This is a genomic window from Candidatus Obscuribacterales bacterium, assembly GCA_019744775.1.
GTDB lineage: Bacteria > Cyanobacteriota > Vampirovibrionia > Obscuribacterales > Obscuribacteraceae > SBAT01.
Map to the genome: position 1 here is coordinate 122,338 of JAIETZ010000005.1, position 19,350 is coordinate 141,687.

Annotated in this window: 21 protein-coding genes; 14 read left to right on the forward strand and 7 right to left on the reverse strand. The window is 45.9% G+C overall.

Going from position 1 to position 19,350, the window contains the following annotated elements; all coding sequences use genetic code 11:
* Positions 1-77: 77 nt before the first annotated feature.
* Together K2Y22_13025 and K2Y22_13030 are read right to left on the reverse strand one after the other, a co-directional pair.
* Positions 78-2,351 carry an aconitate hydratase gene (locus tag K2Y22_13025; protein ID MBX9879376.1) on the reverse strand — a complete coding sequence of 758 codons (2,274 nt, stop codon included), beginning with the start codon at positions 2,349-2,351 and terminating at the stop codon, positions 78-80.
* Between the two features lie 76 nt (positions 2,352-2,427).
* The gene (locus tag K2Y22_13030; protein ID MBX9879377.1) at positions 2,428-2,913 is read right to left on the reverse strand and encodes a dual specificity protein phosphatase family protein; all 486 of its coding nucleotides are present in this window, start codon (positions 2,911-2,913) and stop codon (positions 2,428-2,430) included.
* A 95-nt stretch (positions 2,914-3,008) separates the two neighbouring features.
* Between K2Y22_13030 and K2Y22_13035 the strand changes: the two genes are divergently transcribed.
* Positions 3,009-3,431 (forward strand): GNAT family N-acetyltransferase, encoded by a 423-nt coding sequence (locus tag K2Y22_13035; protein ID MBX9879378.1) that lies wholly within the window; start codon positions 3,009-3,011, stop codon positions 3,429-3,431.
* 3 nt (positions 3,432-3,434) lie between these two features.
* On the opposite strand, the gene K2Y22_13040 is transcribed toward K2Y22_13035, so the two are convergent.
* Positions 3,435-4,223 (reverse strand): class I SAM-dependent methyltransferase, encoded by a 789-nt coding sequence (locus K2Y22_13040; GenBank protein MBX9879379.1) that lies wholly within the window; start codon positions 4,221-4,223, stop codon positions 3,435-3,437.
* Positions 4,224-4,312: 89 nt separating this feature from the next.
* Here K2Y22_13040 and K2Y22_13045 point away from each other — a divergent pair, with 89 nt between their 5' ends.
* The 5 genes from K2Y22_13045 (at position 4,313) to K2Y22_13065 (ending at position 8,669) form a co-directional block, all read left to right on the forward strand.
* Positions 4,313-5,620, forward strand: a complete 1,308-nt coding sequence (locus K2Y22_13045; GenBank protein ID MBX9879380.1) for an MFS transporter — start codon at positions 4,313-4,315, stop codon at positions 5,618-5,620.
* Positions 5,580-6,554: an aldo/keto reductase family protein gene (locus tag K2Y22_13050; protein ID MBX9879381.1), complete on the forward strand. Its 975-nt coding sequence runs from the start codon at positions 5,580-5,582 to the stop codon at positions 6,552-6,554. Before K2Y22_13045 ends, K2Y22_13050 begins: the two co-directional genes overlap by 41 nt.
* A 17-nt stretch (positions 6,555-6,571) precedes the next feature.
* Positions 6,572-7,192: a hypothetical protein gene (locus K2Y22_13055; GenBank protein ID MBX9879382.1), complete on the forward strand. Its 621-nt coding sequence runs from the start codon at positions 6,572-6,574 to the stop codon at positions 7,190-7,192.
* Between the two features lie 95 nt (positions 7,193-7,287).
* Complete coding sequence (locus K2Y22_13060) at positions 7,288-8,163, forward strand: DUF2807 domain-containing protein (GenBank protein MBX9879383.1); 876 nt, start codon at positions 7,288-7,290, stop codon at positions 8,161-8,163.
* Complete coding sequence (locus K2Y22_13065) at positions 8,163-8,669, forward strand: HEAT repeat domain-containing protein (GenBank protein ID MBX9879384.1); 507 nt, start codon at positions 8,163-8,165, stop codon at positions 8,667-8,669. The genes K2Y22_13060 and K2Y22_13065 overlap by 1 nt, the downstream gene beginning before the upstream one ends.
* Positions 8,670-8,675: 6 nt before the next feature.
* On the opposite strand, the gene K2Y22_13070 is transcribed toward K2Y22_13065, so the two are convergent.
* Positions 8,676-9,110, reverse strand: coding sequence for a hypothetical protein (locus K2Y22_13070; GenBank protein ID MBX9879385.1), 435 nt, complete (start codon positions 9,108-9,110; stop codon positions 8,676-8,678).
* Positions 9,111-9,125: 15 nt separating this feature from the next.
* A complete protein-coding gene (locus tag K2Y22_13075; GenBank protein ID MBX9879386.1) occupies positions 9,126-9,335 on the reverse strand; it encodes a ribbon-helix-helix domain-containing protein in 210 nt (69 codons plus the stop codon).
* 485 nt (positions 9,336-9,820) lie between these two features.
* Here K2Y22_13075 and xth point away from each other — a divergent pair, with 485 nt between their 5' ends.
* Positions 9,821-10,600, forward strand: coding sequence for an exodeoxyribonuclease III (xth, locus tag K2Y22_13080; GenBank protein MBX9879387.1), 780 nt, complete (start codon positions 9,821-9,823; stop codon positions 10,598-10,600).
* A gap of 114 nt (positions 10,601-10,714) precedes the next feature.
* Here xth and K2Y22_13085 read toward each other — a convergent pair whose 3' ends face one another.
* The gene (locus K2Y22_13085) at positions 10,715-12,640 is read right to left on the reverse strand and encodes an acyl-CoA/acyl-ACP dehydrogenase (GenBank protein MBX9879388.1); all 1,926 of its coding nucleotides are present in this window, start codon (positions 12,638-12,640) and stop codon (positions 10,715-10,717) included.
* Between the two features lie 141 nt (positions 12,641-12,781).
* Here K2Y22_13085 and K2Y22_13090 point away from each other — a divergent pair, with 141 nt between their 5' ends.
* Both K2Y22_13090 and K2Y22_13095 read left to right on the forward strand, forming a co-directional pair.
* On the forward strand, positions 12,782-13,213 hold the full coding sequence (locus K2Y22_13090) for a DUF393 domain-containing protein (GenBank protein MBX9879389.1): 432 nt from the start codon (positions 12,782-12,784) through the stop codon (positions 13,211-13,213).
* Complete coding sequence (locus K2Y22_13095) at positions 13,206-14,048, forward strand: tetratricopeptide repeat protein (protein ID MBX9879390.1); 843 nt, start codon at positions 13,206-13,208, stop codon at positions 14,046-14,048. The genes K2Y22_13090 and K2Y22_13095 overlap by 8 nt, the downstream gene beginning before the upstream one ends.
* Positions 14,049-14,121: 73 nt before the next feature.
* On the opposite strand, the gene K2Y22_13100 is transcribed toward K2Y22_13095, so the two are convergent.
* Positions 14,122-15,291 carry a tetratricopeptide repeat protein gene (locus K2Y22_13100; GenBank protein MBX9879391.1) on the reverse strand — a complete coding sequence of 390 codons (1,170 nt, stop codon included), beginning with the start codon at positions 15,289-15,291 and terminating at the stop codon, positions 14,122-14,124.
* 106 nt (positions 15,292-15,397) lie between these two features.
* On the opposite strand from K2Y22_13100, the gene K2Y22_13105 reads away from it, so the two are divergent.
* The 5 genes from K2Y22_13105 (at position 15,398) to K2Y22_13125 (ending at position 19,302) form a co-directional block, all read left to right on the forward strand.
* Entirely contained in the window at positions 15,398-16,279 is an 882-nt protein-coding gene (locus K2Y22_13105; GenBank protein MBX9879392.1) for a helix-turn-helix transcriptional regulator, read from the forward strand.
* Between the two features lie 34 nt (positions 16,280-16,313).
* On the forward strand, positions 16,314-16,733 hold the full coding sequence (locus K2Y22_13110; GenBank protein MBX9879393.1) for a hypothetical protein: 420 nt from the start codon (positions 16,314-16,316) through the stop codon (positions 16,731-16,733).
* Positions 16,734-16,960: 227 nt separating this feature from the next.
* Positions 16,961-17,371: a hypothetical protein gene (locus K2Y22_13115; GenBank protein MBX9879394.1), complete on the forward strand. Its 411-nt coding sequence runs from the start codon at positions 16,961-16,963 to the stop codon at positions 17,369-17,371.
* 11 nt (positions 17,372-17,382) lie between these two features.
* Positions 17,383-17,625: a hypothetical protein gene (locus K2Y22_13120; GenBank protein ID MBX9879395.1), complete on the forward strand. Its 243-nt coding sequence runs from the start codon at positions 17,383-17,385 to the stop codon at positions 17,623-17,625.
* Positions 17,626-17,841: 216 nt separating this feature from the next.
* Entirely contained in the window at positions 17,842-19,302 is a 1,461-nt protein-coding gene (locus K2Y22_13125) for a S8 family serine peptidase (GenBank protein ID MBX9879396.1), read from the forward strand.
* Positions 19,303-19,350: the final 48 nt, after the last annotated feature.

The following is a 19,350-nucleotide window of genomic DNA, read 5'->3' on the forward strand; positions in this document are numbered from 1 at the left end:
GAACCAATAAAACAAATTTGTAGATGCGTCGGCGAGTCAAAAGTTGTAGGGGCGCATTGCATGCGCCCGATAAGGTTCTAGACCTTCATCTCTTGGCGTTGACGAATCAAGTTGAGCGCAGAGCCGGCTCTGAACCAGCCTATTTGCTCTTCAGTCATCGTGTGCTTCACATTTATCTTCTTCGTTGAGCCATCAGCCTTTTGAATAATTACTTCGACTAAGCTATTCGGCGCAATTTCTTCAATACCAACAACACTTAAACGATCTTTGGCATCGATTAACTCGTAGTCCTTAGGATCGCTGAACGTGAAAGCAAGGATGCCCTGCTTCTTCAAGTTGGTTTCGTGAATACGAGCGAAACTGCGTGCAATTACAGCCTTACATCCGAGGAATCTCGGCGACATAGCTGCGTGCTCACGGCTTGAGCCTTCACCATAGTTTTGATCACCTATGGCAATCCAACCCATGTGCTCAGCTTTGTAGTGGCGAGCAATGGCTGGAAGTGGTTTTTCCGTGCCATCCAACACATCAAAGCCTGTTCCAGGTTCCTTAGCAAAAGCATTGTTTGCGCCGGTAAACATGTTGTCGGATATCTTGTCCAAATGTCCGCGATAACGCAGCCAGGCTCCTGCCGGTGAGATGTGATCAGTTGTGCACTTGCCCACAGCCTTTAGAATCACCGGCAATTTGTCAAAGTCTTTGCCATCCCATTCAGTGAATGGCTCGAGTAATTGCAAACGCTCACTGTCAGGTTTAACAGCAACACTTAATTTGTCGCCATTGTCTGCAGGCGCGATATAGCCTGAATCTTCACTGATGAATCCGTTACCCGGCAATTCCGGAGCTTCCGGTGGTGTCAATGTGACTTTCTTGCCGCCTGACGCTTCCAATTGATCTTTCAACGGATTGAAAGCAAGCGAACCGGCTAGAGCAAACGCCGTCACAATTTCCGGGCTACCGATGAATGCCAATGTATTGGGATTGGCATCGTTACGACGAGGGAAGTTGCGGTTAAACGATGTGATAATCGAGTTTGTCTCACCTTGTTTGATATCTTCACGCTTCCACTGCCCAATACATGGTCCACATGCATTAGCTAATACTGTTCCACCGATACCGGTCAATGTTTCCAGCTGTCCATCACGCTTGATTGTCAGATTAATCTGCTCAGATCCAGGCGTAATCAGGAATCCACATTTGACCTTAATGCCGGCTTCTCTAGCTTGCTCAGCAACATTGGCTGCTCTACTCATATCCTCGTAAGACGAGTTTGTGCAGCTTCCGATGAGCGCATATGTCAGCTTCTCCGGATAACCTTTCTCTTTTATCTCTTTAGCGAATTCAGAAATTGGTCTAGCCAAATCAGGTGTGTGAGGTCCGACAACATAAGGCTCTAACTTATCCAAATCAATTTCAACAACTTGGTCGTAGAACGCTTTTGGATCTTTTTCCACTTCAGGATCTGCAACGAGAAACTCGGCATACTCTTCAGCGAGCTTAGCCACATCTGCTCTGCGAGTAGCTTTCAGATAGGTGGACATTCTGTCGTCAAATGGGAATAGCGAACAAGTTGCACCAAGCTCAGCACCCATGTTGGTGATTGTGCCCTTACCAGTGCAGCTGATTGATTTTGTTCCTGGTCCGAAGTATTCAATGATTGCCCCAGTTCCGCCGGCAACAGTCAGAATTCCTGCCAATTTCAAAATCACATCTTTCGGTGATGTCCAGCCGTTTAATTTTCCCGTGAGTTTGACACCAATTACTTTTGGCCAACGCACTCCCCAAGGCTCGCCTGCCATCACATCGACAGCGTCAGCTCCGCCGACACCGATGGCGACCATTCCTAAACCACCGGCATTAGGAGTGTGCGAGTCGGTACCAATCATCATGCCGCCAGGGAAAGCGTATTGTTCCAAAACTACTTGGTGAATAATACCTGCACCTGGCTTCCAGAAGCCGATACCATGTTTTTCAGAAGCTGTTCTAAGGAAGTTGTAGACTTCAGCGTTTTCCGAAAGAGCATTTTCCAAATCTTTGTCTGCACCAACACGAGCCAAGATAAGGTGGTCGCAATGCACCGTTGTCGGCACAGCAACTCTTTTCAATTTGGCTTGCATGAATTGCAAGAGAGCCATTTGCGCTGTGGCATCTTGCATAGCAACGCGGTCTGGACGTAAGAAAGTATATGTCTCACCACGCTTGAGACCTTCTTCGGGCCATCTATCAAGGTGAGCTGTAAGAATCTTCTCAGTGAGCGTTAAAGGACGCTTCAAGCGCTTGCGAGCATCTTCATGCTTTGCAGGCAGGCTCTTGTACACATTTTTGATGTCATTGATATTGAAAAACGTCATGATGATCTCTCTACTTACGGTGAGACGTTGGAGCTGCCCAACCGGCAGTTCCACAACAGGTCTATTTTACCGCTAATTACTTGATCCAACCCTTGCGAATGAGCATTCCATAGGCAGAAATAACGAATTCATAATGAAACATCCAGAGCTGATGCCAGCCTCCGGCGCGCATTTCAGCAAATGCATCGTTGACATCCCAGCCTTCCCTGAGCATGCGGAAAATGCCGCATAAGATGCCGGTCCTGTCCGCACCGTGCAAGCAATGCACAAAAATGGGTCTTTTCTCCGGATCATCGACAATTTCCAAAAAGCGCTTCACTTCTTTGTAGGTAGGGCTTTTCATATATGTCATCGGAATACTTTCAAACTGCATGCCGAGCTTTTCTACTATGGCTCTTTCCGTCTCTATTAGTCTTCTAGTTGAACGAAGGTTGATAACCGTCTTAATTCCACGGTCCGCCAGAGACTGGTACTGCGACTCAATAGGCTGCCCGCCTCGGAAGAGCCAGTCATTTACTTGTTTGAAATTCCTGATGTCAATAGCCACTTTATTCGAAATCATGGAAACTCCTGCTTAGACCAACATTCCCAGATTCGGCAATGTCTATATAAAACCGACAAGATTTAAAACTTCCAGGCGCTGGGAAAATAAGACTTATGACTGAAGCAACACTTTCAATTGAAGACAACCCAAGCCCAGCTGATTTGCAGCAAGTTTGGGACATGCTCATCTCCCACAACACAGCGCAAGCAGGTCCGGCTAATTTTCAAAAAATATGCATTTTGGCGCGTGACGCAAACAACCAAATTATCGGTGGAATGAATGGCTATACGTTTTGGAATTGGCTCTTCGTTGAAAACTTGGCAGTTGCGGAAAATCAACGAGGACAAAATCTCGGCAGTAAAATCCTGAAAGCAGCTGAAGCAGAAGCAATACGACGTGGCTGCAAGGCGGCTTATCTGGACACTTTCAGCTTTCAAGCCTTACCATTCTATGAGAAGCAAGGCTATCGTGTCTTTGGCACGCTCTATGATTTTCCTAACGGTCATCACAAGTACTTTGTCACCAAGCAACTTTAGTAATTACTTTCTTTGTGCAAAATACACTGAAGTGATGTACTTCATAACGACTTGTCCGTCTTTCTGACTTTCGCCAAACAAAGCACTCAGGTCTTGATTCAATTTCAAAAAGAGTTCGCCGGCTTTTGGCACGTATGATGCAGAAGCGGCGCGTCCCAATAATCCTGCCTCATCCATCTCTTGTTGATTTTCAAAATCAACCTTGCCTGCTGACTGAAAAAGACTGCTTTCCAGTAAATCAATTCCGGAGTAACCACGCTTCATTTCCACGGATCGAGCATCCGGGATTTGATGCAATACATTGGAATAAAGACGAGTAAATTCATCGCGATCATCTCTTTCGTTCCATACAAGAAAACAAAAGCCCTTTGGTTTCAAGATGCGCACAAATTCCTTTAGCGTAGGTTCGGGTTGAAACCAGTGAAATGCTTGTGCAGCCAAAACAGCATCGGCAACTCCGTCTTCCAAACCCGTATGCTCCGACGATGCATTTATGTACGACAGCCATTCAAATTTGCTTTTGGAATTCTCCTCAATTGCTTGCTCACGCATATCATCGTTTGGATCAACTCCAATTGTCGGTATTTTCCGCTCGGCAAACAAACGCGATGAAATTCCTGTGCCGCAACCGACATCAACCAGAAGAGACTTTTCATTCAAGTGGGACTTTTCAACAATAAAATCAATCGCTTCATCCGGATACGTCGGTCGTGCCTTGGCGTAAATTTGCCCAAGACCTGTAAAGCGTCCTTTGGGATCAAACTTTGAATTAGATAGCTTATCGTCAGACATTGTCACTCCCGCCACAAAAATTGCTCTCACCAGTATTACATATTTGCAGGGGCGCGCCGCACGCGCCTTCTTCCTGTTAAGATGAGCGCGTGAAGGAAAGAAAGCCCAGCATTTATATACCGACTCTCTATCTTGCTGAAGGATTGCCCTACACGATAGTCAACAGCATGTCGGTTGTGTTTTTTAAAAATCTCGGCTTGTCCAATGAGCTAATTGGCTTGACAAGCTGGTTGGCATTGCCTTGGACAATCAAATTATTTTGGGGACCATTTGTTGATTTGATTGGCACTAAACGCAAATGGATTCTTACCTGCCAGCTTATGCTCACTGTACTAACCGGCTTCCTTGCGTCAGACGCATTGACGTCTAACGCAATTCCTTTGGCATTTTTTGTGTTTGCAGTGATGGCATTTGTCTCGGCGACGCAGGATATTGCCATCGATGGTTATTACATGGAGGCTCTGACAGGCAAAGAGCAAGCCTACTTCATAGGTATTCGTAGTGCTGCCTACAAAGTAGCCTGGCTTCTGGGCTCAGGCGGCTTGGTTTTTCTTGCTGGAAAACTCGGTGAATTTTTAGGCGTGCAAAACGGCTGGGCGATATCCTTTGCAACCAGCGCTGTTCTCTTTCTTGTGCTCTTAGCCTTTCACTCTTTCTATTTGCCTCACCCCAAGCAAAAATCAACTGAATCAATCGGCGTCACTCCAAGTGTTTTTGGTCGCGTGTTTTCCACCTACTTCCAACAGCCGGCAATTCTGCCGATAGTTTTGTACATACTTACATTTAGGCTGGGCGATGCGCTCATGTTGAAAATGGCGCAACCGTTTCTTCTTGACCCGATAGAAAAAGGTGGACTGGCTATTTCCACAGCCGATGTCGGAATTATCTACGGCACTGTTGGAATGCTATTTCTAATTGCCGGTGGCATTCTTGGCGGATTTCTTGTTTCAAAAGACGGACTAAAAAAATGGCTGTGGCCGACAGCATTGATTCAAAACTCGGCAATACTTCTATATTGGTTACTTGCGCTCTACAAGCCGGGTTTGACAGGCGTAGCAGTTGTAAATTCAATTGAACAATTCTCTTACGGCCTGGGCGTGTCTGCTTATACGGTATTTTTGCTTACAACAGTGAAGCAAGAATTCAAAGCGGCACATTACGCAATTGCCACAGGCATGATGGCGCTGGGACTGCTCGTACCTCAGTCGATAAGTGGCTATTTGGTAACTTGGCTTGGTTATACAAATTTCTTTTTATTGAGTTTTTGCGCGGCCATTCCTGGTATTATCACGATCTTCTTTTTGCCGCTAAACAAAATTCCGGAAACAACAACTCAATCTGTTGAAGGAGAATCTCATGGAATACAGGAAGTTAGGGAAGTGGGCCCTTCGTGTTAGTGAAATAGGCATTGGCAGCTGGCTAACCTATGGCGGCAGCGTCGACAAAAAACAATCTATTCACTGTTTGCATCATGCCTTTGAGCAAGGCATCAACTTCTTTGACACCGCAAATGTGTACGCTCACGGTGAATCGGAAAAGGTTGTCGGTGAAGCAATAAAACATCTCGATCGCGACGACATTGTGCTTGCCACAAAAGTCTATTTCCCCATGGGCAATGGACCAAATGACGGCGGACTGTCGCGTAAGCATATTTTTGAGCAGTGTCATCACAGCTTGAAGCGTCTGGACACAAGCTACATTGATCTCTATCAGTGTCATCGCTTTGATCCAAACGTGTCGATGGAAGAACTTGTGCGCACGATGGATGATTTAACACGACAAGGAAAAATACTTTACTGGGGAGTCAGTGAATGGCCCGCTGAAAAAATTGTCGAGGCAGTTGAAGTTGCATCGAAACTAAACGCACCGCCACCTGTTTCCAATCAACCTTTCTACAACATGCTGGGAAGATCTATAGAAGAATCAGTTATTCCAACGTGCGAAAAATTAGGTTTGGGACAAGTTGTTTTCTCCCCTCTGGCGCAAGGTGTTCTAACCGGCAAATACAAGCCTGGACACAAACACCCGACAGATAGCCGAGCGGCAGATCCCAGACAAAACGCGTTTATGGTAGGCCGTGACTTAATGTCTGATGCCACACTGGAAAAAGTCCAGCAATTGGCTCTAATTGCCAACCAATTGGGTATTTCGAACGCCCAGTTGGCTCTTGCCTGGTGTTTGCGCCTAGGCAATATCAGCAGCTGCATCATTGGAGCGACAAAAACAAGCCAAATTGATGATAATGTCAAAGCCAGCGGTATCAAATTGTCTCAAGATGTCCTCAAACGAATTGATGATATCGTGAGCGCCAACTATGCTGGAATTAGTTAACTCTTGGAGGAGAAATAATGGCTGTAACAGTAAAACGAGCCTCTATGTGGCGTAAGGAGATAACCAATAAACCAGGAACTCTGGCAGACTCTCTAAAAACGCTATCCAAGTCAGGCGTCAATCTGCAAACAGTTATGGGTTATGTTTATCCAGGACAACCCAAGAAGGCTGCAGTTGAGGTTTACCCGGTTTCCGGTTCCAAGGCAGTGAAAGCGGCCAAATCTTCCCGCTTCAAGGCAGGCGAAGTGCACTGCCTATTAGTCGAAGGCGACGACAAGATTGGTCTTTGTCACAGAATGGCTGAAGCCATCTCGGATGCAGGCATCAATTTGAATTTCGTTGTTATCCAAGTATTCGGCAGAAAATATTCCGGTTGGTTTGGCTTTAAGACAGAAGCAGATGCTGCCAAGGCAGTACCCATCATTAAAGCCATCAACATGGGCACATCTTTGCCAGGTACGAAAAAACCGGCTAAGAGAAAACCATCGAAAGTCAGAAAAGCTGCTAAAAGAGCTGGAGCTAAAGTTATCAAACTAAGTTCGGCTAAGAAGCGCAAAAAAGGTACTACCGCAAAAGCAGCTATGAGACGGACAGCCGGCAAGAAAAAGACCAAGAAAAAGACCAGCAAGCGCAGATAAAGCCAGCTTAGACAATTAAACAAGGGGATGGTTTTGACGACAGCAAATAAATCATCCCCTTGTTATCATTAAGGAAACAATTGGAGGCAGCGGCGATGTTTCGAATTCTACTTATGATCTTAGCTTTCCAGCTATTTCTGCCGGCGTTTGCCGCCAAGTCTGGAATCATGACCGAAACCGAGGCAAAGACAGATAATTTGTTTACTCCACCAGACTTTGTGACATTTGCTCAGATAAGCATGGACGCCCCAGAAATTATTCTGGCAGTCGAAGGGGTCAACGCAACTATCAAGCGCGTACCAAAATTGAGCCAGATAAATGTTTCCAGCAATTGTCCGGGACACTGGAATTGCACAAGAAATGTCATTCGCCAGGTAGCGGCCCTCAATATGCCGAAAGGGGTCGCCATTCGTGCTGACTCAGCAGGCGGCGTCGCCCTGGTTAACGGCAAAGTTTACGGACTTCCAAGCAGCGGTGGTCAGATAAAAGGGCTTAAAATTGAAAACGGACAAGTGATTATCAATGGCCAGCCTATGCAACCTCTACAAGGCTCGGACAAGGCAGGCAGCTGCACAGGACCCGATGTCCTTGAAGTACAAGTCCCTGACACCTATATGGGTGATTTGCGCCTTCTTATCAACGGCAATTCTCAGGTAGCAGTGGACGGGTGGAAAAACGGCGCTGTGCAGGCAAACGTGGCAACAAACGGCACTTTGTCGGCAAACAAATTGGACAAGGTCGCCAAACTGGTTATAGATGTGCAAGGCAAGGGAAAAGCACATGTAGGAAACATGACTGCAAAAACTCTTGTAGTCAATATCGTTGGAGACGGCAACATAACAATTGACCACGGAACGGCAGATGTAAGCAATGCCACCATATCCGGTACCGGAACAATAAGTTTGCACGGCAAGTACAACAATATGCAGAAAGACGTTAAGGGTCAGGGCGTAATCGAAATTCTGGACTAATGGATCTTAATAAACTCGCAGATCTAGTCGAACAAATGTCAATCGAGCATAGCTATCCCGGCTATGACGTTAGATCCACACATTTAGGTATGCCGGACTCGGTAACCAAATCACCTGCACGGTTATTTGGATTAGCTTTAGAACACGAAAGTGTCATGGTCAAATTAGTCGCTCTGCGCTGGTTCTATGACAGACCAGGCGATGCTAAGCGATATCAAAAGACTTTATTGGATCTTCTTGCCAGTCCCGATGAATGGGTACGTCTGGAAACAGCCAAGACAATAAGCCGCATCCACAACGTGGACGAGCAAGTTGCAATTGCCGTATCGAAATTGTTGTCCGATCCAAACATGGAAGTGCGCAAGCACGCAGCCAAAGCACTGGGCAAACTTGGACACAAGAATTCGGAGATTATCGAAAACTTGCAAAAAGCAAGTAGCGACTCTGATCGCGAAGTACGCTGGAAAGCAGAAAAAGCATTGCGCCTTTTAGGTGCTTACCAATAGACTCTGCTAAAGTCCTGGAAATCGCTTAGCGATTTCTTTCAGACGTTCGGCGAATTTATGCTTCTCTTGCAAGCGATTAGCGTAGTCGTACTCGAAGTACTGCTCGAGAAAATTGAGATTGTATCTGACAATCTTCAATAATTCTTCAAGCGTTGAATCAACGTCGCTATTAAACATCTTGAGCTCAGGCAAACAACCGTCAGGTCTGAGTTGTTTGCCTTGAGCCAAGAAGTTATGCGCCTTAGCGCAAAGCGTTGCGTATTCAGAGGCCAACAGATGGAAGTGATGACAAATTATCTTCTCTTCCAGAGTCACTCGTTTGTCGGCCAGGAGCTGAATCACTTCACTTATCTTGTCGATAAGCTTATTGATTGTTCTCAGCTCAGCCAGCCAAGCAACATAGTCACCATCGGCGTATTGAATTTCAGAACTTGCGTTCAAGTCTCAGTAAGTCTTTTAGGAGACGGCTACTGGTTGCTCGGCAACAACGGTAACGGACGATGGGGACATCGACTGTCCGCTGCCTTGCGTGCGTTTGAAATTATCCAAATAGCGACGTAATGCTTCTCTAATCAAATCGGATCTTGTACGGTGCTCACATTGGGCAATGTAGTCAGCCTGTTCGAGCATTGCTTGTGGAATTGCAATCAGCACCTTTTTTGGCATTAGTTAGTCCTCTCAAATTCAAACGGTAAACCAGATCTAGATCCCCGATAGGCAGGAATCTAAAACAACTTATACGAAGGGGTTCCTCAGATAATTCTGATAAATTGCCGCCGCATGTACGATTTATAGTGGTCGGCAACAACAGCTATAAACTCTACACAACAGAATCGATATCGTAAAGGTCTAAAATGCCCCGTAATGTGTATTTGTGGTGTTCAAGACATAAAAAGGATTTCCTGAAACTTACGCGGTATATATGCTGGGTGTCTCTTTGTACAAACAGCCTCTATATTTCCTCGCATTATGAGAGTAGAAATGCATTATCACTCTATGTTTTTTCATTGTCGTTTGATACACGATCTCATTCTCATCTGTAGGGGCGCATTGCATGCGCCCGAATAAAATTTTGAACGCAGATAACGTAAGATCGAAGCTGCTTAAATAACTGAGATTCTCGAGATAGAAAGAGAAAATCGAAAGTAAATGTGAACGACGTGATCATCTCAAGTTGGAATGTCAATTCAATCAATGTACGCCTCCAGCACGTATTAGACTGGCTTGAAAAGACCAAACCAAATGTACTTTGCCTGCAAGAAATAAAGACTGTCGACGAGAAATTTCCGCGACAAGCATTTGAGGACGCAGGTTATCACTGCGAAATTTTCGGCGAAAAGACTTATAACGGAGTGGCGATAATCTCAACGAGCAAACCGGACTCCGTACAGAGGGGATTTCTCGGAGAGAAAGAACCATTTTCCAGACGTTTTCTCGAAGCAACTTTCGGAAATGTCCACGTACTTGATGTCTATATTCCAAATGGACAGGCTGTCGGCAGTGAAAAGTTCTTCTATAAGCTCAATTGGTTAAAAGCACTCAAGAATCATCTTGAGACTGAACACAAACCAAGTGATCTCCTGGCAATCTGCGGTGATTACAACATCGCGCCGGAAGACAGAGATGTCTACGACCCTGTTGAATTGAAAGACCAAATTCTTTTCAGTGGCGAAGAAAAAGATGCTTTGAAAGCTATTCAAAATTGGGGATTAGTTGATTCATTTCGTTTGTTTAATGACGAAGCAGGACACTATTCGTGGTGGGACTATCGAATGAACGCATTTCGACGCAAGATGGGTCTTAGAATTGACCATATTTGGGTCACAGAACCGCTCTCAAAGCGTTGTACGGCGTCTTGGATTGATATGGAGCCACGTAAGCTCGAAAAGCCTTCAGACCACGCTCCTATCGCGGCCACATTCGACCTTTAAGCAATTGGGCGCATGCAATGCGCCCCTACAAAACAAAAGGTCCAGGATTTCTCCTGGACCTTTTCAACTTAACCATTCTCGGAAGCGGGCGCATGCAATGCGCCCCTACAAGTACTACTTCTTCGGATATGGGAAGAGGATATCGAATTGGTGGATACCATTGATGGAATCCATGCCGCCTTCAATAATCATGTCAGCCAACTTGTTGCACTTACGGAAGTAAGAGTCACTCGGTTGACCACCTTCGATTCTGCGCTTCATGTCTTCGCACAGGATGTCAGCAGCAGCGATTGTTACTTCGTTGCCCTGACGGCTTGCATACATGCTTGTCACGATCATGGTGATTGTGTCTTGAACATGCTGCGACATGAGAGCGATGCGGCACTGACGATCAGCAAGTTTCAATTGGTGTTTAACCATTGCACCGCTTAATTCAAGCGGCAGCTTGGTGAGCATTTCAAGCGCATATTCCACATGACCTTTGAGTGTCGAATTGACACTGCTCAAATCAGGCTTGTCTGGTGATGCCAATTCTGCGCCAACACGCCACATGGCGTAATTGGTCAATTCCGGGAAGAGCGCCAGAGCATGTGCCGGATTCATCGGGTTGAAATTCTTGATCTTGTGCTTCTGCAAAGCAAGACCAACTGGTTCAAAGTATTTTTGACCATGGTCTTTAGCCAGCGCTTTGAAGAAAGCCATGCCAAGCATTTCGCCTTCACCTTCAAAGATGCAAGGTGCCAAGAAGTCATGCACATTGTCCCCGAAGAGATGTCCACCCAAGAAGGAGCGTCCACCATGCGTCTTCATGAAGTACTCAATGGCTACTTCTTTTTGTGCTTCCGAACCAAATATCTTGGCAATGATGCACTCGAGTTCACCACGATAGCCGTTATCTAACAGATAAGAGCCCCAGGTGTAGAGAGCATCAGCACCGGTGATAAGAGCAGCTGTACGAGCAATTCTTCTCTTAACCAGTTCACGGGTGTCGATGGCAGCGCCGTAGGTCTCACGGAACTGAGCCCAAGGAAGCATATTACCTAACATGATACGCATCGAGCCGGCGGCTGTTGCGCACAAGGCCAAACGACCCAGGTTCAAGCCGTGATAGGCAACGGTTAGTCCATCACCAATCTTCGGTACCAAGCGATTTTCTTTCGGTACAGCAAGCTTATTGAAGCGCAGTCCATTGTTGTGAATCCGTCTCAATGCCCAGATGTGATAAGGCACTACTTGGAATTGCTCATTTTCTTGAGCCGGCAAATCAACAACCAGTGCTGAAGGCTTGTTATCAATCAAACAAACAACGCCTACTGTGTGTCCGGGGAGCGCATTGGTAATGAAGAGCTTTTCACCGGTCAAAAGATAATGGTCGCCATTGTCAACCGCAACTGTGCGTAAAGCTGTCAAATCCGATCCGGCATTTGGTTCAGTCAGGGCAAATCCCGATTGGGCTTGACCGGAAGCCAAACGCGGCAAGAATCTTTGCTTTTGCTCTTCGTTGCCGTATGTACGAACCGGGTCAACAGCACCGATACATCCGTGAACTGAAGCCAGCCCCGATGTTGTCGGATCAATGGTGGCCATTTGACCCAAGAAGGTCATGAAGTGCTGCACTGAAGCACCTTGTCCGCCATATTGAGGTTCAATCAACATGCCGAAATAGCCGTTAGTCGCCAGGTCTTTTCTAAACGCGGCGGACAGCTTGCCGTTGGCGTCATAAATAGTATTGGCATCACGATGTTTGGCAGCTGCTTCCAAGCAAGCTTTCATTGCCGGTACGCAAGCAGCTTGCGGGTTAATTGGAGCTGAAGAGAAGAGATCCAGAGCAACTTTCTTATCCCAAACAGCTTTGTGAATTGGGCTGTTGATAGTCTTATATTGAGCTGCGAAGCCAGCTTCGACCTGTTCATCAGCACGATCGACAGCACCTGTGCGTTGCGCTTCTTCCTTGCTCTTGCCGGCCAGCGTAAGCGCTGTTTCAGCAAACGTCACCTTGTTGTCGTCTTGAATTTTGTCTTTGTCTTGAGTCACTGTCATATACCGATCTTCCACCGTACTAGGGTTCGAAATAAATCATAAACGATCTAAGTTCATAATTTATTAGTCAGACAGGTTTTATTGAACCTTGACATTGCAATCGGATGAAATGAACTAGAATGCAAGTTAGGATCTATATTGATGGTCGAACCAGGTCAACTACAAAGGACAACAGATATGCAATCGGATATGAAACAGCATAAGATTGCCATTGTCTTTGATGACAGTTGTCAGTTTTGCCGAAACCAAATCAAAAAGATTAAAAGCATGGATCCGGCCAACCAATTTGATTATGTGCCTCGCTCGGCTCCTGATTTAGTAAGTCGCTTTCCCATTCTCAAAGAAATGAATTTCGACTCGGGCATGCGTCTAATTACAACCGACAATCATGTTTACGTCGGCGCTGACGCTATCCATCAAATAGCCAGGCATTTGCCGGCAACTAAGTCTTTTGCCTGGCTTTATCAACTACCGATTATCAATCAAGTCTGCAAATTGGTATATAAATGGATAGCGGCCAATAGAAAGAAGCTCGCTGGAAGTTGTGACACAGGAACCTGCCATTTTGAGTAAGAAGTTGAAATTAGCTTCGATAGTTGTAGCGGCATTACTTTGCTCTTCAATTACTTGCTTACCTTCGGTGGACGCCGAAGTGCCGGGAGTTCGGGATCATATAAACCGTGGCAATATGTTTTTGTCACGCCGTGCTTATGAAGAGGCGATAAAGGAATACGACGAAGCCCTCAAACTTGAGCCGACAAACTCAATAGCCAAGGGAAATATAGTCGTCGCGCACACCAACTGGGGCATAAGCCTTGCTAATCGCAACCAATACAAAGAAGCGATGGAACAGTGGCAACTTTGTCTTACATTGAGTCCCGGCTACAAAGATGCCGTTCGTAATATGGCATTGTTGCGGTCGAAGCTTGAACGCTCTAATCAGCTGGACTTAATTGGCGAAGGCGACGAAGGCGGCGATGTTGTCTGGCAAGGCGACAAAATAAACAAATCCGACAAGGGCAAAAAGGAAAACGCTAAAGCGTCTGCTTCACCGGATAACGCCAATGCCCCATCGTCAATAAAAATCCTCACTCCAGGCATTAAACAAAATCCTGAGTCGGGTTTGCAAAGTTATGACATGAGCACGATGAGCAGCAGCTCGCCGACACCAAGCAAAACCACCGAAACCGTGATGCAAAGCCAATCTTCGCCGCCACCGTCTGCTTCATCAAGCGACACGATGGATGAGCAACTTGGTCAAATTGAAACGAAAGTCTACGGCAGCAGGCAGACAAACATGCCCGTCATTCAACGCTTGCAGAAGCTAGAAACCGACGCCGCCGGACACCCACGCACCGGCACGATAAAAGAACGCATCGACTTCCTACGCCAAACCTGGGGTTTGTAGGGCTGTCACTCTGAGTTCTTATTGTTTGTAGGGGCGCATTGCATGCGCCCTTTGCCTCACAATGACAAACGTGTTACAACGACTGCTCGTTGTTCTTCATCAGCATCTGCCCGCGTGCTTCGTAGCTGTCGGCTTCGGCGTGCCAACCGAGTTCACGCAGCAGTGACGCGTAATAACAAAGCGGCACAGCAAGTTGCTGATCATCAGGACCCAGCCATACTTCTAACGCACTTATGCCGGACAAATACTGTTGCCTGGCTTCCATAAATTTGAGCAGAGCCTCTTCGCGATTACCCGCTTCCAAATGCTTGTAGCCTTCTTGCTCGTTAGCAATCGCCTGCGCAATCTGCAATTGCCCGCGCGCAGCACCAGCTTCTGTATATTGCGTGGCTTTGTCAACTTGCCCACATTCGAAATAGAGTTTGGCCAAATACTGCCGAATCTTACTCGTATATCTGTGATCAGCTCCAAAAGCCTTTTCCAGAATGTTTATCGCCATCTGAAAACTAGCTTCGGCCCTTTCCGGCTGTCCTTGAGCCTGCACATCCATTGCTTGTTTCACCATAGCTTCTGCAGCAGTCAATGAACCAGCTTGTTTCATCATCTCTTCGAAGACTTCTTTTAGCTTCAAATAATCAGGAATCATTTCCGGATCACTTTCCACAAAGAGTTTTGCGCGCTCGAAATTAAGCTTTGCTTCGTCATACTTTTCTTGATAGCCCAACACAATAGCCAGACACATGCGACTTAGATTAACCTGTCCACTGTCTGAACCTAAGGCAGCTTCGGCAATCTTAATGGACTCTTTCATGTTTGATTCGGCGTGTTTATATCTGCCTAGTTTCATCTGGGCATGCGCTAAATTGAAAAGGTTTTCAAAAAGCCTATGGTCAGGAAAAGTAAACAACTGGCGTGCCTCTTCAAGCGTTTCTTCAAAAATATTGGCAGCCGATAAATAGTGTCTATCCTGCAAAAGCGCGCGACCTTCATCGTAACGCGCTTCCCACAACGAAATCTTTTCAGGAGGCGGTACAGGCGGATTCGGCAGTGCCGACGGACCAAATGACGGTGCACTACGTATTACATTTAACAAACCAGTAATTGCTTGATTTACCTGCAATTGTTCACTGTCTGGTAAATCTCGGGCTTCAGCAAGTGCGACATTGCACTCCTGCTCCGCCTCGGCAAAATCGCGGCGGGACATTGCTGCAGTTGCTTTTGCTAAATGCTCATGCCAGCTCACAACAATTCCTCCTCGTAAGCTATACCAAGATTGCCTACGAAATAAACTGCCAAACTCGCTCGGCAACGATTGTTTAACTTTACTGATAATGTAAAATGAAGCTCTCATGAGTAAGCCGAAACCAACGCATCTAGGTCAGTTTTTGCGCAACCTGCGTGAACAGCGGGGTTACGACAGTATTCAGGAATACGCTCGACAATATCAATTGCCCGTCAGTTACGTTTATTACACGGAAATTGAGTCAGGTAAAAAGAAAATTTCACTAGAGACATCAAAAGAACTCTGCGAAGCCTTGGATGTGGATCTGATATCGTTCTACTATCACGTACTGAAGGATGTATTGCCGCAAGATATACAAGATGATTTCCTCAGCCTTGTCCCGCTGCACAAAGTAACCGACCCCGATGAATTAGCAGCCAAAGCGAATCAGATTCAACAAGCGTATCAAAATAATCAACTATCCAGACTTAGCTCAGCGACATCGTCCATGCCAGAAGCTGGGGACACATTTTTCTCCAAGCATCCGGAATTGCATTCATTAGTAGCCTCTATATACTGCGTATCGTGCACAACAGATGTTGAATTAGAAAAAGTAGCTAAGCAAATAGGCATCACCATGCCGATTGAAGAGATTATTGATAAGTTCACAAATTTGGGCATTATCGATGTCACAGAGGGCAAACCGCGGCTAATCAAAAAACTCTACGACATCATAGTCACGAATGACCAACGCGCACTGTCCAATATCGTTAGGACAGAAACCGATAGACTCATCGAAAACAACGACATAAGCTGGACGGCAAGTGCCAACGAGGCTTCTTGCTTCTACGGAATTGTCGGCTTAACCAAAGAGAAACAAAAAGAATTTCGAGCATTGCTTGCCGATCTGGATGCTGAATTTGATTCTTACCATCAGAAAAACTCGGAAGCAGAGCCGCAGTTGATGACCGTAATATTTTCGCCTGCTAAGCAGTATATGCAAAGCTAAACGACTTCTACCGGTTTGGCAGAATACTGTCCGCGTGGAGCAAAAACAACTGAATAGAACACCGGCTCACTTTCGTTTTCGCCTGCATGGAAAAAGACATCTGCAGACTCGCGTCAGCTTAGAGACCGAGGAGGCAACCCTGCACATTCTTTTTGATCAAGGAACTCCAGTTCCACTGCGAACTAGACTGCTTTCTCATAAGGTATCAACAGCATTTGAATTAGGTTGGTCTGAGTTAAAAAATAGCGAGCTTTTACAAGCGGCAGAACAACAATTTGACGTTTTAGTAACTGCAGACAAACATTTGCAGTGCCAACAAAATTTTACTGATCGTAAAATCGCCATTCTCGTCTTACCATTTGAATGTTGTTCAAAACTACAGCAATATCTACCGATAATAGTGTCAACTATTGATCAACTAAAGTTAGGCGACTATGTCGAGATTGAACTATGAGCTAAAGCTTGAGCTAATGCCTGCGTCATCAATGAACGTCGCAGTCCTAGACTCGGGCAGCCTTGCAGCGTCTTATATTCTCTTATATGCTCAAAGTATACTCATTTGAGGCGCCAATGACAGCATCAAAAGACTTCAAGTAGGAAAATTTTCACGTAAATCCTGAGCAAGAAGCTCAGATTGACTATTTGCAGGACTTGCTACATGCACCTACGCGCAAGGATGCAGTGCTGCTCGCCGTAGATTTAGCAATTCAGCTTGTATGTGAAATTCAATCTGGAGGTCAACTGTATATTCAAAACGAGAAAAAAGCTGAGCCAGTACGGCTTCTTCTGCCCGGCATCGGCAAACCTGCCACGAACAAATGGAAATATCTTGTAGAAATACCTCATGCCTGGAAGCGCCAGTTATTTGTCAAAGGAAGGCGCCTTCCAGCCGCTAGTATTTGGACCAGATCACTCGTGAACAAACTCATGAGGCAAGAAGCAGCCGACAATTGGGATCTTCCATTGGAAGCCATAGAAGAAATCATGGAGTACTGTGATGCCAATAAGGAATTTCTACAAATGGAAGCAGATGAGGAGCGACGATTACTTCTTCTCGAAGGGATAAAAGTTGAGCTTCAAACTTCTCCTTGATGAAGACTCGCATGATCAAGGGAATTACAGAACGACGCATCCTTCTTACTTCCAACTGCAATGATTTCAGCAGCCTCTCCAAACAAATAGTTAAATCCGGCAAGCAACATTCAGGCATCCTTTTGGTGTACGAATACAACAATCCTATTAAGGACATGAGCTATGAGGACATATTCACAGCAATAAACAACCTTGAAAAAACAAAGCTGAACCTTCGCAATCAAGTGATACCACTCAACTCGTACAAGTATTGATTTCAAAGACCCCAGTCGGACCGGCAAGCGTCCAGAATATTTCGATAACACCGTCAGTAACGCACCAGCCTGACTAATAACTGGAAGTTTTATCAGGATGGTCTTTAATGTGAAATAGCCCTGTCCAGACTGACTTAACACGTCATTGTTGCTAAAAGCTGTTAATCAAGGGGTATAATAGATCCCCTGCACCGCAGCATTTTGAAGGTAACGTCGATGAAAAATTACAGGTTATACCATGGCACATTTTGTTTGATTCTTCTTCTGATGATGATACTCATGGCTCCTGCTGCAAGAAGCCAGAATCCCTGCAGATGCCAGGCTCTCAGTACATCGGCGTCATCGAGAATCGGTTCTTATGCACCCATTGTGGCAATCGTTAATGCAAATACGGACATGCAATTGGTCGAATCTAGACTTACAAAATTTGGTGCAAGTTATGAAGCAGGACCATGTGACGTAAAGGATTGCATAAGCTATAAGGTTTTAGGCATAAGAGTGCCTAAAGAGAAGATTCAGGACATGCTAAATGCTCTATCAAAAGACTCGACATTTGCAGGTGCGCAATTAAATACACTCTCGTCGTACTATTTTTGCGCAGGTGCTGCTACGACAGCCACTGCCAATGACCCATACTATCCTCAGCAATGGAATCTCAAATACATGAATATTCCCAAAGCTTGGGCGGCGCGTGCGCCGGTGAGTTTGTTTCCCTGTGATGTCGCTGTTCTGGATACTTTTGTTTTTCCTCAATTGAACTTGGAGTTGAAAAATAGTTTCGACCCAGCAGGCGATCATTTTAGGACCGCTGAGCTAAATAGCTACTCGGACAATCACTCGCTCTTTCATGGCACTCGAATTAGTAGTATCGTAGCGGCAGAAGCCAATAACCGTAATGGAATTGCCGGCGTAACCAAGCCAATATCGGGTGGAACAAACTCCAAAGTACTGGCGATTAGTATTGGGAATTCTGACTTCTCGGTCATCGCTGGACTATGCAGGCTATTAGCCTCTGGGAAGAAGGTGGCTGTTATCGGGGTAGCACCAGAAGCTCCCAACACATTACTTTCTAGTCCAATTGTGGCTAAGCTCTTGAGGCAATACCGCAATCAAGGTGGATTGCTGTTTGCCCCCGCCGGAAACTGGGGACAGGCACTTGGTGGACAACTGGATAATTCACTTATCCTCGTTGCAGCTGTGGACAAATTAGGTAAACCGCTTTCTGTCAATAACGCTAAATCAAACTATGGTGCCCCAGTCTGGTTTGCAGCGCCTGGAGAAGACGTTTTGGCCATTGGTAGTAACCCGGAAATTGCTGGAATGCGTGGCACTTCACCTGCTGCTGCCATGATGGCGGGAGTGGCTAGTTTAGTCTGGTCAGTCTATCCCACTTTGTCGAACTATGATGTTCTAGAAATACTTAGACGCTCAACTTCAGGACAAAATACTGGTGTGCTTGGGTTCGGTGTGCCTGACGCTAACAAAGCTATCGCAGAGACAGTTAAATTGCGTAAGGCGGCAACGAGTACTCTTAGGCAGGTAACTCCGCAAACCCAAGTGTCCCCTACCCTCAATGTGGCACCTATTCCCCAGAGATCGGCTCCTGTCCCAAAAGCGCCCGAATCTCTTATCCCGTCGCCATCTAGGACTCCTGTCGCACCGAATCCTACGAGATAGCCTCACAATTACGCCGCACCTCCAACGAGCTGACCTATCGCCAACGAT